General features: G+C 69.9%; 12 protein-coding genes and 1 riboswitch. Of the genes, 7 read left to right on the forward strand and 5 right to left on the reverse strand.

Annotated features, from left to right (window positions below; genetic code table 11):
• The first annotated feature begins 294 nt into the window (after positions 1–294).
• The 3 genes from ACH4TV_RS25110 (at position 295) to ACH4TV_RS25120 (ending at position 3,937) form a co-directional block, all read left to right on the forward strand.
• On the forward strand, positions 295–1,545 hold the full coding sequence (locus tag ACH4TV_RS25110) for an ATP-grasp domain-containing protein (RefSeq protein ID WP_398401753.1): 1,251 nt from the start codon (positions 295–297) through the stop codon (positions 1,543–1,545).
• A gap of 90 nt (positions 1,546–1,635) precedes the next feature.
• On the forward strand, positions 1,636–2,895 hold the full coding sequence (locus tag ACH4TV_RS25115) for an FAD-dependent oxidoreductase (protein WP_398401756.1): 1,260 nt from the start codon (positions 1,636–1,638) through the stop codon (positions 2,893–2,895).
• A gap of 223 nt (positions 2,896–3,118) precedes the next feature.
• The gene (locus ACH4TV_RS25120) at positions 3,119–3,937 is read left to right on the forward strand and encodes an HAD family hydrolase (protein WP_398401758.1); all 819 of its coding nucleotides are present in this window, start codon (positions 3,119–3,121) and stop codon (positions 3,935–3,937) included.
• A 90-nt stretch (positions 3,938–4,027) separates the two neighbouring features.
• On the opposite strand, the gene ACH4TV_RS25125 is transcribed toward ACH4TV_RS25120, so the two are convergent.
• Entirely contained in the window at positions 4,028–4,546 is a 519-nt protein-coding gene (locus tag ACH4TV_RS25125) for a transglycosylase SLT domain-containing protein (RefSeq protein WP_398401760.1), read from the reverse strand.
• Positions 4,547–4,550: 4 nt separating this feature from the next.
• Positions 4,551–4,716: riboswitch (cyclic di-AMP (ydaO/yuaA leader) on the reverse strand.
• A 619-nt stretch (positions 4,717–5,335) separates the two neighbouring features.
• Here ACH4TV_RS25125 and ACH4TV_RS25130 point away from each other — a divergent pair.
• From ACH4TV_RS25130 to ACH4TV_RS25145, 4 genes are all read left to right on the forward strand, one after another.
• Positions 5,336–6,346, forward strand: coding sequence for a polyprenyl synthetase family protein (locus tag ACH4TV_RS25130; protein WP_398401762.1), 1,011 nt, complete (start codon positions 5,336–5,338; stop codon positions 6,344–6,346).
• Between the two features lie 371 nt (positions 6,347–6,717).
• The gene (locus ACH4TV_RS25135) at positions 6,718–8,046 is read left to right on the forward strand and encodes an outer membrane lipoprotein carrier protein LolA (protein WP_398401764.1); all 1,329 of its coding nucleotides are present in this window, start codon (positions 6,718–6,720) and stop codon (positions 8,044–8,046) included.
• A 46-nt stretch (positions 8,047–8,092) separates the two neighbouring features.
• Positions 8,093–9,088 (forward strand): ABC transporter ATP-binding protein, encoded by a 996-nt coding sequence (locus ACH4TV_RS25140; protein ID WP_398401766.1) that lies wholly within the window; start codon positions 8,093–8,095, stop codon positions 9,086–9,088.
• A complete protein-coding gene (locus tag ACH4TV_RS25145; protein ID WP_398401768.1) occupies positions 9,075–10,007 on the forward strand; it encodes an ABC transporter permease in 933 nt (310 codons plus the stop codon). The genes ACH4TV_RS25140 and ACH4TV_RS25145 overlap by 14 nt, the downstream gene beginning before the upstream one ends.
• Positions 10,008–10,025: 18 nt before the next feature.
• Here the strand turns inward: ACH4TV_RS25145 and ACH4TV_RS25150 are convergent, their stop codons facing one another.
• The 4 genes from ACH4TV_RS25150 to ACH4TV_RS25165 all read right to left on the reverse strand — a co-directional run bounded on the left by ACH4TV_RS25150 (position 10,026) and on the right by ACH4TV_RS25165 (position 14,550).
• Positions 10,026–10,610 (reverse strand): flavodoxin family protein, encoded by a 585-nt coding sequence (locus tag ACH4TV_RS25150; protein ID WP_398401769.1) that lies wholly within the window; start codon positions 10,608–10,610, stop codon positions 10,026–10,028.
• 148 nt (positions 10,611–10,758) lie between these two features.
• On the reverse strand, positions 10,759–12,039 hold the full coding sequence (locus ACH4TV_RS25155) for an amidase (protein WP_398401771.1): 1,281 nt from the start codon (positions 12,037–12,039) through the stop codon (positions 10,759–10,761).
• Positions 12,040–12,047: 8 nt separating this feature from the next.
• Positions 12,048–13,442, reverse strand: a complete 1,395-nt coding sequence (locus ACH4TV_RS25160; protein ID WP_398401773.1) for a hypothetical protein — start codon at positions 13,440–13,442, stop codon at positions 12,048–12,050.
• A 124-nt stretch (positions 13,443–13,566) separates the two neighbouring features.
• A complete protein-coding gene (locus ACH4TV_RS25165; RefSeq protein ID WP_398401775.1) occupies positions 13,567–14,550 on the reverse strand; it encodes a M28 family metallopeptidase in 984 nt (327 codons plus the stop codon).
• Between the last annotated feature and the right edge of the window lie 104 nt (positions 14,551–14,654).

Here is a 14,654-nt window from a genome sequence, read left to right on the forward strand (position 1 = left end):
CTCTCGTGTGTCGTCGACGCCTGTTGGCGTGGACGGTCTGTGTGCCGGGTGTGGCGTGTGTCGGTCCGGTGTGGCGTGCCGGGCTGCGCCGTGGGGCCATGTGGTCGCGCCACAGGTTACGGGTGAGTTGCGGGCTCAGGGCAGTGTCCCCAGTGTCTAAAGAGTTCGTAATGTCCGGATAGGTCTTGTCCGGACTCCGTCATTCCGGCTTAGCGTCCTCTGGGGGGCGCGGACGGGGTGGGTCCGGGTCCATAGGGGGGACACGTGGGGGGACCCGTGGCCAGGAGCAGCAGTGTGCCGTTTTCGGCCGACCGTGCCGTGCCGGCGCTGATCGTGAAGTTCGGTGACTATCCGCTGCACCACGGAGGTGTCGGGGCCATCCGCAGTCTGGGACGGCTGGGCGTTCCGATGTATGCGATCACCGAGGACCGTTGCACGCCGGCGGCCTCGTCCCGTTATCTGCGGCGCGCGTTCGTCTGGCCGACCACGGGAACCGAGGAACCTGCGCGGCTCGTCGATGGGTTGCTGCGGATCGGACGGCGGATCGGGCGTCCCGCTCTCCTCGTTCCTACTGACGAGGAGGCGGCCGTGCTGATCGCCGAGTGGCAGGAGGAACTCGGGGACGCGTTTCTCTTCCCGCGCGTGGAGGCGGGCCTGCCGCGTCGGCTCGCCAGCAAGCAGGGGTTGCACGAGTTGTGCGTGGAGCACGGCATACCGACTCCGGCCGCCGCCTTTCCGCGGTCGTACGACGACATCGAGCGGTTCGCGCAGACGGCCCGGTTCCCGCTGGTGGCCAAGAACCGGGAGGCGTTCGTGCGGCGCGCGCGGCCCGCAGTCCACGGCACCACGCGCATTGCGAGTCGGGGGGCGCTGCTGGCTCTGGCCCGCGACTGGGGTGAGCGGCCCGGCGTGATCCTTCAGGAGTACCTGCCGCGGGAGGAGGCCGAGGACTGGATCGTGCACGCCTACTTCGACGCCGACTCGGCTCCGCGCGCGCTGTTCACGGGGGTGAAGGTCCGCTCCTGGCCGCCGCACGCGGGAATGACGGCAAATGCGTACGTCGTCGACAATCCGGAACTCGCGGACCTCGCCGCACGTTTCATCAAACAGATCGGCTTCGCCGGAATCATCGACCTCGACCTGCGCTTCGACCGGCGCGACGGACAGTACAAGCTCCTCGACTTCAATCCACGGATGGGCGCCCAGTTCCGGCTCTTCGAAAGCGAGTCGGGGGTGGACGTCGTCCGGGCCATGCATCTCGATCTGACCGGGCGCACCGTTCCCAAGGGGGAACAGCGCGCCGGGTACCGGTACGTCGTGGAGAACATCGACCTGCCCGCCCTCCTCGCCTACCGGCGCAGCGGCTATACGACGCCGCACGCGCCGGCCCGGGCGAGCGGAACGGAACTGGCCTGGCTCGCGGGTGACGACCCGCTGCCGTTCTTCACGATGCTCGCCCGCTTCGTGCGGCCAGGCGCGAAGCACCTGTATCAACTGTGGCGGACCAGCCGTCGTGACGGCGGCGGCGGCGGCGGCGGACGGTAGCGGCAGCATCCGTACGCGTACAGAAACGACGTAGTGGTTGGCGAAAACGAAGTAGTAGTCGGCGAAGTGGCGTCCTGGGGAGGGGACTTCGTGAATCATCCGGTAGCAGTCATTGGCGCGGGGCCGTTCGGCCTGTCCACCGCCGCGCATCTGCGGGCGCGCGGCATTCCGGTGCGGGTGTTCGGTGAACCCATGGTGAGCTGGCGGGACCACATGCCCGCCGGGATGCTGCTCAAGTCGACGCCGGCGGCCTCCACCATCGACGCCCCGCAGCGCGGCCACACCCTCGCCGACTACTGCGACGCGGTGGGCAGGTCGCGGCTGGTCACGGACGAGGACATCATCCCGGTGGAGACCTTCGTCGCGTACGGCGAGTGGTTCCAGCAGCGGCTCGTGCCCGAGTTGGAACGGGTGCGGGTGGTGTCCGTGGACCGGCACAAGGACGCGGTCGACGGCACCGGTAACAGCCGCGGTAACGGCCGCGGCGGCTTCGAACTCAAGCTGGACTCGGGCGAGTTGTTCACCGCGCGGGCGGTCGTGGTGGCGACGGGGCTGTCGGGGCTCGCGCATCTGCCCCCGGAGCTGGCCGGCGCCGCGCCGGACGGGCCCTCGCCCACGGGCCCGCTGTCCCACAGTTCCCAGCAGCATGACCTGAGCCGGTTCGCCGGCAAGGAGCTGATCGTCGTCGGTGCGGGCCAGTCCGCGCTGGAGACGGCGGCGCTGGCGGCGGAGGCCGGGGCGCAGGTGCGGGTGGTGTCGCGGGGGCGCGGTCGGGTCGGCTTCGGTTCGCCCCCGTGGCAGCAGCCCAGGCTGCGGCCCGAGTCGCCGTTCGGCAACGCCTGGTCGCTCTGGGCCCTCAGCTACTACCCGCACCCCTACCGCTACCTTCCGGCCCAGGCTCGCCACTACCTGGTCCGCAGGGTCCTCGGACCGCTCGGGGCGTGGTGGCTGCGCGACCGGTTCGAGGGGAAGGTGCAGGTGAGCGAGGTCGCGGGGATCGTCCGGGCGGAGGCGACGGGGCTTGCCGAGGCGATAGGCAGGCGGCCGGTGCTGACCGTCCAGGATCTCGGCGGCCGTACACGGGAGTTGGCGGCCGACCATGTCATAGCCGCGACCGGGTACCGGGTCGCCATCGCCGCGATGGACTTCCTCGGGCACGAGCTGCGCACGGAGTTGGCGGTGAGCCGGGGGACACCGAGGCTCGGTGCCGGGTATGTGTCGTCGGTGCCCGGGCTGTACTTCACGGGGTTGCCGGCGGCTGCCTCGTACGGGCCGGTGATGCGGTTCGTGTGCGGTACGGAGTTCGCGTCACCGCGGCTGGTGGGACATCTGGCGGCGGCGCACGGGTAGGGCAGGGCACGGGAGTTGAGCGTATGCGTGGGCGTGTCCGCTCGGTGCGTCTCTCGCTCGATCTTGTGAACCAGCGGCTCGCCCAACGCCGTTGCTGTGGTGCCTGGGTGGTGGTGATGCCGGGGGAGTCGCCGTACGCGCGAGGGCCGTTGCTGTCGGGATGCCGAACGTCGTCCGGTTCGGACGGAGACCGATGAGCCGAACGATCCGTATTCTCTGGATCATGGCCGCTCCCACCGCATATGCACTTATCGCCACGGACCTGGACGGAACGCTCCTGCGTGCCGACGACACGCTCTCCGACCGGTCGCGGGCCGCGCTGGCGCGCGCCACGGCCGCCGGTGCCCGGCATCTGGTGGTGACGGGCCGGCCGGCGCCGAGAGTCAGGCCTCTGCTGGACGACCTCGGTGCCGGGGGGCTCGCGGTGTGCGGGCAGGGCGCGCAGTTGTACGACGCCGGCGCGGACCGTCTGCTCTGGTCAGTGACCCTGGACCGGGAGCTGGCGGAGACCGCGCTCGGCAAGATCGAGGCCGAGGTCGGGCAGGTGTACGCCGCCGTCGACCAGGACGGTGTCGACGGGCTGACGCTCATCGAACCCGGGTACCTGATGCCGCACCCGACGCTGCCCGCCGTACGCGTGCCACACCGGGACGACCTGTGGGCCGCGCCCATCAGCAAGGTGCTGCTGCGCCACCCGTCCCTGTCCGACGACGAGTTGGCGTCGGCGGCGCGCGGAGCGGTCGGTTCCCTCGCGACCGTCACCATGTCGGGGCCGGGCACCGTCGAACTCCAGCCATGCGGCATCACCAAGGCGACGGGGCTCGCGCTCGCCGCCGAGTACCTCGGGCTGACCTCGTCCGCCACCATCGCCTTCGGCGACATGCCCAACGACATCCCGATGTTCGACTGGGCGGCCCACGGCGTCGCGATGGCCAACGCCCACCCCGAGCTCAAGGCCGTGGCGGACGAGGTCACCCTCTCGAACGAGGACGACGGGATCGCGGTGGTGCTGGAGCGGTTGTTCCGGGACGGGCGGGGCTAGTACCTCTCCGGCTGGTACCTACCAGGGTCAGTACCTACCAGGGTCAGTACCGCCCCGGGCCGGTGTCTCCGGGGCTGGTACCTACGCGGGCTAGTAAGCCCCGTACACGTTGTCGATCGATCCGTAGCGTGCCGCCGCGTAGTTGCAGGCCGCGGTGATGTTCGCGATCGGGTCGTAGGGGTCGTACGCGGTGCCGGCGACGTGGTACGCCGCGAAGGTCGGGTCGATGACCTGGAGGAGGCCCTTGGACGGGGTGCCGGCCGCTGCGTTGGAGTCCCAGTTGTTGATGGCGTACGGGTTGCCCGACGACTCGCGGATGATGTTGCGGTAGATGCCGTCGTACGTTCCGGGGATTCCGTTCTGCGCCATGATGTCGAGCGATTCGCGGATCCAGCCGTCGAGGTTGTTCGCGTAGTACGTCGTCGTCGAGGACGTCGAGGAAGACAGTGACGTCGAGGATGTGTACGACGGTGCGGCCGATGCGGTTGTCGCGGTGAGGAAGGGGAGGGCCAGGGCTGCGGCGCTCGTTCCGGTGATGGCGAGTGTGCGCGTACGTGTGATCGGGCGGCGGGGGGTTCTCGCGCGGCGGTGCTGACCTCGTGCGGGCATGGTGCGTTCCTCTCCGGCGCCTGCGAGGTGAGCTGTCGGGTTCGGGCGGGAGATGCCCGGTCGTGCGCGTTGTCGGCGCACGGCTTCACCCCTAGCCGCTCCGGCGTCGCATCCGGACCGGCGGCTTACCTGGGTCCCCCGCTCCTGCCTGCGTGAGTCACGTGTGGGTGGGTGGGATGTGTGCTCTACGGGCGGTGGCAGGATTCGGCGGTCCGCCCGGCGTGGCGCGAACGTATGCGAGAGCACACGGGTGGAACAAGGGGCGGATTTGCATGACTTGCCCATTTAGGGCGCTCTCATGGGACAAAGCGGGCGCGCCTGGGGGGTGAGTGGAGGGCAACTTGTCTTTTGCGAACGGGGAGTTTGTGGAGAGGGGCGCTCGGGGGTGATTGCTGGAGTGACTTGAATCACGGAGTGGGGGTAGGGGTGGAGGTGTGGGTGGGGGTAGTGGTGCGGTTGGGATGTTGAGGTGCGTTTGAGTTATTTACCGCTTTTGTTTCGATAGTGGGCATGTGGGTGTGAGTGTGTGTCGGCTGCTGGTGTGGTCGTGGGCATGGGTGTCCGCCGACTGGGGAGTGCGCGCTCATGGGCGGGGCAAGCGGTGCCTATAAATGTCCATGCTTATGTGCTGATCAAAAACATTCCGGTCGTGATCCGATACCGCCTGGCCTGGACGGGCGGGCGCTCGTGGTGATCGAAACGTGACCGGATACGCTGACTTGAGTGATGGCAGCGACCTTCGACAAACCGTGTGACCGCCAGTAGACACCAGCAGACAGGAGATCCCTCGTGACCGTCGTCGGGCCGTTCGGGCTGAGCGTGCGGGACCAGGCTCTCGAAGCCGATGTCCAGGCCGGATTGACGGCTGTCGAGGAAGGCCTGCTCGAAGCCACCAAGAGCGAGGTCCCCTTCATCACGGAGGCCGCGCAGCATCTCGTGCGGGCGGGCGGGAAGCGGTTCCGGCCGTTGCTCGTGATGCTCGCGGCGCAGTTCGGGGACCGGCACGCGCCGGGGATCGTGCCGTCCGCCGTGGTGGTCGAGCTGACCCATCTGGCGACGCTCTACCACGACGACGTCATGGACGAGGCCGAGGTGCGGCGCGGGGTGCCCAGCGCCAACACACGCTGGGGGAATTCCGTCGCGGTGCTGACCGGGGACTTTCTGTTCGCGCGCGCCTCGCACATTCTCGCCGACCTCGGGCCGGAGGCGGTCCGGGTGCAGGCGGAGGCGTTCGAGCGGCTGGTGACCGGGCAGATCCTGGAGACGGCGGGGCCGTCGGACGGGCGGGATCCGGTCGAGCACTATCTGGATGTGCTGGGCGGGAAGACCGGGTCGCTGGTGGCTGTGGCCTGCCGGTTCGGGGCGATGATGTCCGGGGCCGACGACAGTGTCGTGGATGTGCTCACTCAGTACGGGGAGCGGCTCGGCGTCGCTTTCCAGCTCGCGGACGATGTGCTGGACATCGCGTCCGACTCCCACGAGTCGGGCAAGACGCCGGGGACGGATCTGCGGGAAGGCATTCCCACGATGCCCGTGCTGCGGTTGCGGGAGCGGGTGGCTCGGCTGGGGCTGGCCGAGGATGTCGCGTTGTGCGAGTTGCTGGATTCTGACCTGAGTGACGACGCTCGGCATGCGGAGGCGTTGGCTCGGCTGCGGGAGCATCCGGCGTTGGAGCAGGCTCGGCGGGACACGGTGCGGTATGCGCAGGAGGCGCGGGCTGCGTTGGTGCCGTTGGCTGAGTGTGATGCGAAGGCTGCGTTGGCGGAGTTGTGCGATGCGGTGGTGCATCGGGCCGGGTAGGTTCGCCCCCGCCGCCCTTACCCGTCCCATCCCTTCCTGGGGGCTGCGCCCCCAGACCCCCCTTTCGCGCTGAACGCGCTCGTCCTCAAACTCCCCCAGAGGGGGGACCCCCAACGGGCTGGATGGTGCCGGCCGCGGCGCTCAAGGGGTACCGCTGTCGCACCACGTGACCCCTACGGGTCAGGGGAGGGTTTTCCTCCTCGTGTCATCCCGTGGCAGTACGCGGAGTTGAGCCCACGGTCTGACGATTCCTCATCGGGGATTTGGTCAGATGGTTAACACCACTCCTCACCGGTTCGGGTGAGAATGGCGGCTCAGGGTGGACAGGTGTGGGACTGACAGCCGCCGCCGACGACGGAGGTAAGGCACACATGGCACCGTACGAAGAGGCCCAGGTCGGGAACCAGAACGAAGCTGAGGACGTGCCGTCCCGGCGCCGCAAGGTCGCGCGGTACGCCGCGCCGGCCGTGGTGATCGGTCTGACGGTGGCGACGATCGGGCTGGTACCGGCGTTCGCCGGCTCCGGTGACCCCGATCTCCCGAAGATCAGCGCGCAGGAACTCATCGAGAAGATCGCCGCGTCGGACGTACAGCAGTTGTCCGGCACGGTGAAGATCAGTACGGATCTGGGGCTGCCCGACCTGGGCGGTCTCGAGAGCAGTCTTCTGTCGGGCGGGAGCCTCGGCGGCGGTTCCGACGACTCGGGGTCGGCCGCCGATCCGAGCGCCAAGCTCCTCGAACTGGCCTCCGGCACGCACACGGTCCGTGTCGCCGTCGACGGCCCCGACAAGCAGAAGCTGTCGCTGCTGGAGAAAGCAGCCGAGTACAGCGTGATCCACAACGGCGACGAGGTGTGGGCGTACGACAGCGCCTCGAACGAGGCGTACCACGCGACCGACCCCGAATTCGAGAGCGGCGACGGCAGCAAGGGCGAGAAGGGCAAGGACCAGGCCCTGCCTGACGACGTGCCCTCCACGCCCAAGGAGTTCGCCGACGAGGCCCTGAAAGCGGTCGACGACACGACCTCCGTGACCGTCGACGGCACCGCCCAGGTCGCCGGCCGGGACGCGTACAAGCTGGTCATCAAGCCGAAGGCGTCCGGGTCCACGGTCGGGGCGATCAGTATCGCCGTCGACTCGAAGACCGGGACGCCGCTGAAGTTCACGCTCACCCCGGCGAGCGGCGGTGCCGCTGTCGTGGACGCCGGCTTCGTCGACGTCGACTTCGCCAAGCCCGCCGCCTCGACCTTCGACTTCACCCCGCCCAAGGGCACGAAGGTCACCGAGGAGGGCGCGGGCGAAGCCGCGGCCGAGAAGAACTCCGGCAGGGACTTCGGCAAGGAGTTCGACGAGGACCTCAAGGGCGATCTCAAGATCGACGTCAGCGGACTTGAGGGCCCCGAGGAGAGGGCGGACGGGTTCGAAGGTGATGGCTTCAAGGTCATCGGCGAGGGCTGGAACTCCATCGCCACGTTCGACTCGGGCACCGAGGGCGGTATGCCGTCGGCCGGCAGCTCGCCCGACGCCGGTGCGTTCGGCGGCTTCCTCGACTCCTTCGGCGACGAGGTGTCCGGCGACTTCGGCTCCGGCACGGTCTTCAAGACCCGCCTGATCAACGCCCTGATGACGGACGACGGCAAGCTCTATGTCGGCGCCGTCACGAAGGACGCCCTGGTCAAGGCGGCGAACGCAGCCCAGTAACTCCCGTACGGGAACCGTCGTACACGCATGACGATTGAGGGAGCCCATGGAGGAGCCGTCCGCCGCGGAGCGGGAAGAGACGGAGCCGGAAGAGGTGAACCGGGGTGACGACGACGCGGTCATCGTCACCCGTGCCCTCACCAAGCGCTTCCGTGGCGGACAACTCGCCGTCGACGCTCTCGACCTCACCGTCCCGGCGGGCAGCGTCTTCGGTTTCCTCGGGCCGAACGGCTCCGGCAAGACGACCACCATCCGCATGCTGATGGGATTGATCGAGCCGACGTCGGGTACGGCGCGGGTGCTGGGGCGGCCGATGCCCCGTGCCACCCGCGCCGTGCTGCCGCATGTCGGCGCGCTCATCGAGGGGCCCGCGCTGTACGGCTTCCTCTCCGGCCGCGACAACCTCGTCCGGTACGACGCCGCCGACCCGACGGCCGATCCGCGCACCCGGCGTACGCGCGTCGCGCACGCGCTGGACCGGGTGGGCCTGACGGCGGCCGCCGGCAAGAAGGCGAAGGCGTACTCGCTGGGCATGAAGCAGCGGCTCGGGCTCGCGGCGGCGTTGCTCCAGCCGCGCCGGCTGCTGGTCCTCGACGAGCCGACCAACGGGCTCGATCCGCAGGGCATGCGTGAAATCCGTTCCCTGGTGAGGGAGTTGGCGTCCGACGGCACTACCGTCTTCCTCTCCTCCCACCTCCTCGACGAGATCGAGCAGGTCTGTACGCATGCGGCCGTGATGGCGCAGGGGCGGCTCATCACCCAGGGCGCGGTGTCCGAACTGGCCGCCGGGGCGCGCGGCCGGCTGGTCGTGACGACGCCCGACGCGACGGATGCGGCTCGGGTGCTGAAGGAGCAGGGGGCCTCGGATGTCGTCATCACCGAGGACCGGGTGACCGCCGAGCCTCCGGATCGTGAACTTGCCGACCTCAACGCCGAGTTGGTGAGGGCGGGTGTGCGTGTCCGTGGCTTCGGCGTCGAACGGGCCTCCCTGGAGGACGCGTTCGTGGCGCTGACGGGGGAGGGCTTCGATGTCGCAGGCTGAAACCGCCCGTACGGAACCGGGACCGTCCCTCACCGAAACCTCCGGTTCAGGAACCGGGCTCGTCGCAACCCTTCGTAAGCCCAGTCCCCTCTGGACCCTTGGCCTCTTCCGCAGCGAACTCGTCACCACCTTCCGGCGCTGGCGCACCATCGCCCTCCTGGGCGTCCTGGCGGCAGTACCGGTCCTCGTCGGCATAGCGGTCAAGATCGAGACCGGCGACGGTTCCTCGGCCGGCCCGGGCGGGGGCGGCCCCGCGTTCATCTCGCAGATCAGCAACAACGGCCTGTTCCTGGTGTTCACGGCGCTGGCCGCGACCCTCCCCTTCTTCCTCCCGATGGCCATCGGCGTCATCGCGGGCGACGCGATCGCCGGCGAGGCGAACGCGGGCACGCTCCGCTATCTGCTGGTCGCCCCGGCCGGCCGCACCCGCCTGCTCCTCACCAAGTACGCGACCATCCTGACGTTCTGCCTGGTGGCGACGCTGGTGGTGGCGATATCGGCGCTCACCGTCGGCGCGTTCCTCTTCCCGCTCGGCGACCTGATGACCATCTCGGGTACGACCATCAGCTTCGCGGAGGGTCTCGGGCGGGCGTTGCTCATCGCCCTGGCCGTCGCCGCGTCACTGATCGGCGTGGCGGCCCTCGGCCTGTTCGTCTCCACGGTGACGAGCAGCGGTATCGCGGCGATGGCGACGACCGTCGGGCTGCTCATCACGGTCCAGATCCTCGACCAGATCCCCCAACTGCACGCGCTCCAGCCGTACTTCTTCTCCCACTACTGGCTGTCCTTCGCCGACCTCATGCGCGAACCGGTCTACTGGGACGACCTGTTGAAGAACCTCGGCATCCAGGGCCTGTACGCGGCGGTGTTCGGTTCGGCCGCCTGGGCACGGTTCACGACGAAGGACATCTCCGCGTAGGGCGTAGCGGTCCCGGTCTTACGAAGCCTGGTGCAGGTAGCGGGCGAGCGGTGCGTCCCGGTCGAAGAACGTCTTCGCCCGGGTGAGTGCCTCGGTGTCGTTCCGTACGTCACCGGGCTTGCTCCCGTTGCCGAGCAGCACCCCGCCGAACCGCATCCCCAGGTACGCGGCCGAGTTGTTGAGCGTGCCGATCAGCGGGTCGGCGACCGTCGGTTCCGGGTCGGCGAGGACGGTGACGCCCCACAGGGTGCGTCTGGCGAGGGTGGCCTTGAAGTCCAGGTCGGGGGTGCGCAGCCAGCCCGCCCAGTGGTCGAGGTAGCGCTTGACGGAGGTGGACACCGAGTACCAGTACAGAGGCGAGGCGATGACGATGTCCGTCGCCGCGAGCGTGGCGTCGAGGAGCAGGGCTGCGTTGTCTCCGGTGGGCCGGACGTGGTCCGCGTCGTGGCGCAGATCCTCGAAGTCGGGCAGCGCGAGCTCGGCGAGACTCAGCCAGCGCTGCCCGACACCGGCGGGCAGCTGTTCGGCGGCGCTGCGGGCGAGGAACTCGGTGTTGCCGTCGCTGCGGCTGCTGCCCAGCAGGAAGAGGAAGTTGCGGTCCATGGTCGGCCCCCGGTGTGGTTGGTGTACGGCGGGTGGGTGCGCGTACGGTGACTGCATGCGTACGCAGTTTATGCACATGCATTGATGAAGGGCCAGCCCCGGCGCGGCCCTCAGTCCCAGACGTCCTGAACCCGACCCTCAGGTGGTGCTATCGCGCCCTGGGTGCCCGCAGTCCCGCCCGTTCCTCCGCCTCCGCCATGACCCGCAGCAGCACTTCCTCCTCGCCGTGCCGGGCGACCACCTGGAGTCCGACCGGGCAGCCGTCCGGGCCGAACCCCGCGGGGATGCTCGCCGCCGGGTGCCCGCTGAGGTTGAACGCCCAGGTGAGCGCGGTCGAGTACCGGTCGCCGGGGCCCTCGTGACCGTGCGGCGGGTTCGGGGTCGTCGGGGTCAGGAGCAGGTCGGCCCGGCTGAACAGCTCCGCCAGCCGCCGGTCGTTCGCCGCCCGCAACCGGCTCACCGCCGCCGTGTCGCCGTCCGCGCCCGGCGTACGCAGTGCCAGCCAGGCCGGCGCCGGGTCGTCGAGGCACACGGGAGTATCGCCCGGCGGCAGCAGCCGTACGATCCCCGCACCGCCTAGCCGCAGTGCGGCGCCGTGCGCGACAAGGGCGGGCCCGGCATCGGTGCGGGCGAAACCGAGGGAGTCGGACCACAGGGCGGTGAGCGGGCGTGGGCGCCCTTCGGACTCCCGGCCGCCGCCACCCGTACCGCCGGTGGCACCCGGCGTGCTCGCCGCACCCGGTGTGCCCGCCGCACCCACCACGTCCACCGCACCCGTCACGCACCGCCAGTACGCCCGCAGGTCCGCCGCCCGTCGAGCGACCGCCCCGACCGTGCTGAGCCCCGTCCGGTCGGGATGCGGCAGGCGTCCGTTCGTCGACTTGAGGCCGAACACCCCGCACCACGCGGCCGGGATGCGTACCGACCCCGCCCCGTCGGCGCCGGTCGCGAGGGGGACCAGGCCCGCTGCCACCGCCGCCGCTGCCCCCGCCGACGAACCGCCAGGCACACGGTCCGCCCGCCACGGGTTGAGGGTCGGTCCACCGGCCCCAAGTCCCCACGTCTGCCAGTGAGTTCCGGGCCCCGGTACGGAGGTGGCGCCCACCGGCACACACCCGGCGGCGATCAGCCGTACCGCGTCCGACGCCCGCTCCGCGTACCGCCCCTTGACCGCGATCGGAACGCCCGCGAGCGGCAGCCGCTCACCCGCGGCCACTCTTGCGTCGACCTCGCGCGCCCGCCGTACCGCCGCCTCGCCCCGCACCTCGGCGAACGCGCACAACTCCGGCTCCACGACGGTGATCCGCGCGAGGGCGGCCGTGACGACGTCGACGGCGGTCACGTCCCGCGCGCGTACGGCGGCGGCGATCTCCGCGACCGTGAGGTCGGTGAGATCCGTGAGGTCCCTGTGATTCGTGAACTCCCGCATATCCGGGCTCAGTTCTCCACGCGCCCCGAGAGCAGGATCCCGCCGCCCTCGATCCAGGTGAGGAAGACGCCTGCGCCGGCCGGCGTGTACGCGGGCACCTCCGTGCCGGTCGGCAGAGCCTCCGGCGTGCCCGTCGCGGCCGGGATCTCGACGGCGACGCGCGGATCCGAGCCCGGGACGGTGCCGTACGCCGTGCCGTCGTCGCGCACGGAGTCGATCATCATGTCCTTGCGGCCCTCGTCCCCGCCCGCGCCCTTGGCGAGACAGACCACGGTGCCCTTCTGGAGGTCGAAGAGCATCCAACCGTACGAGAGATAGCGGCCGTTGGGGGAGACGGAGGTCAGGACGCTGTCACCGAGGACGGTGTCGTCGCTGTCGAACGTCTCCGTGAGCGTGCGGTCGCGGCACTCGGCGCGCACCAGCACCTCGCCGGTCGCGGCGTCGTGCACGGTCCGCACGATCTCCTCGGAACCGTCCTCGTTGGCCTCCTGGGCGGGCTCCCAGGAGGCGACGACCTTGCCGTCGGCGACCGTCTGGGCGGTGCCGTTGACCAGGTCGACACCGAAGCCGCCGGTTTCGGCGGCGGCGCCCTCGGGGGCCACGTCCGTGCTCGACCAGCCGCCGGGCACGCCGAATCCGCCGCCGGAGGAGTTCGTCACGGGCCCTCGCTCGCCCAACCCGACGACGGTGCTTTCCTCGTCGTACGTGGTGACCTTGCCGCTGGTGACGTCGACCGCCGCCGAGCCGTCGGACCAGCTGACGAGGGCCTGGCCGGCGCCGCCGTCACGGACCACGGCGTCGCCCTGGGCGGTGCCCCGGTCGGCGTCCACGGGAACGTCGACACTGCGCAGCGGCGCGACCGCGTTCCCGGAGGCGTCGGCCGCGTACACCTCGGCCTGGACGATCTCCTTGCCGTCGTGCAGCTCGTCCTTGCCGGACAGCCCGTGCGCCCACGCGACGAAGTACTCGCGCCCGCCCGCGCTCACGGCGGTCACCGAGGCGGGCGCCGTGGCGGCGGGGTCGTAGCCCGCGGAGTCGTCCAGTGACCCCGGCGGGGTCCAGGGGGCGCTCGTCCACAGGACCTTGCCCGTCGTGGCCCTGCGCACCTGGACGTACATCTCGGACTGGTCGGCGATCACATACGCGACGGTGCCGGAGGCGGGTGCGACGGCGACGGGCGCGGTCTCGGAGCCCTCGCGGACCCAGGGCAGTTCCTGGTCCCAGCCGCGGGTGGCGTCATAAGCGGCGGGGACGGTCAACTCGGCTAGCGTAACGGCCGGTTGACCGTCCGCCTTGGGATCGCCGGCATCGGCGGCCTTCTCCGGCTGCGCCGACCCGCCGCATCCGGCGAGGACCAGCCCTGCCACGACGGCCGCCATCACTCTCGTACCCGCACTGCGCATGGATGTGCCTTCCCCCGTACCGAACCGACTGACTGCCTGCCTGCATACCGATCTTGGCATCCGTGCGATGGCATCGCGAGTGCGGTACGGGGGAGTTGGGCCACGGAGTCATGAAGTGCGGGTGTTACTCCGACAGTTCCCACACGGCGTACGCGGCCGCGTCGCTGTTGCGGTCGAGGGCGGTGTCGTTGATGTTGGCCGTGGTGTCGCAGGACGAGTGGTAGCAGCGGTCGAACGCCTGGCCCGACGTACCGCCCCACTTGGCCGCCTGCGCCGCCGACTTGGTGTTGCTGGCGCCGGTGAACAGACCGCCGACGGGCACGCCCACGTTCTTGAAGGGGGCGTGGTCGGAGCGGCCGTCGCCCTCGGTCTCGATCTCGGTCGGGACGCCGAGACCCGCGTAGTAGTCCTTGAAGGTCTGCTCGATGGTCGGGTCGTCGTCGTAGACGAAGTAGCCGGGATTCGGCGAGCCGATCATGTCGAAGTTCAGATAGCCGCTGATGCGCGCACGGTTCGCGGCGGAGAGGTTGTTGACGTGGTAGCGGGATCCGACCAGGCCCAGCTCCTCCGCTCCCCACCAGGCGAAACGCAGATGCTTTGTGGGCTGGTACTGGGCACGGGAGACGGCGAGCGCGATCTCCAGGACGGCGGCCGAGCCGCTGCCGTTGTCGTTGATACCGGCGCCGGAGGAGACGCTGTCGAGGTGCGAGCCCGCCATGATCACCTGGTTGGTGTCACCGCCGGGCCAGTCGGCGATCAGGTTGTAGCCGGTACGGCTGGACGCCGTGAACTGCTGGATGGTCGTGGTGAATCCGGCCGCGTCCAGCTTGGCCTTCACATAGTCGAGCGAGGCACGGTAACCGGTTCTGCCGTGCGCCCGGTTGCCGCCGTTGGCGGTGGCTATGGACTGCAACTGGGTCAGATGCGCCTTGACGTTGGCCAGGGGCAGATCGGGCGCGGCGGCGAGTTTGACGGACCGTGCGGAGGTCGCGGAGTCGGGGGCGGGGGCCGCGCCCGCCGCGGTGCTCGTGGTGAGGAGCGCGGTGGTGGCGAGCACGGTGACGGCCACAGCGGTGGCTGTGGTGCGTCCGGGAACCGAGAGCTTCATGTGGGGGGCTCCGAATTCCTTGGGAATCACAGGGATTCCACAGCGAATGGGTGCCTGGATGGTGAAGCTCTGGCTAACGGTTCGTCAAGAGTGCTATCCGGACA

It is taken from the genome of Streptomyces sp. NPDC020898, assembly GCF_044333925.1.
Lineage (GTDB): Bacteria > Actinomycetota > Actinomycetes > Streptomycetales > Streptomycetaceae > Streptomyces.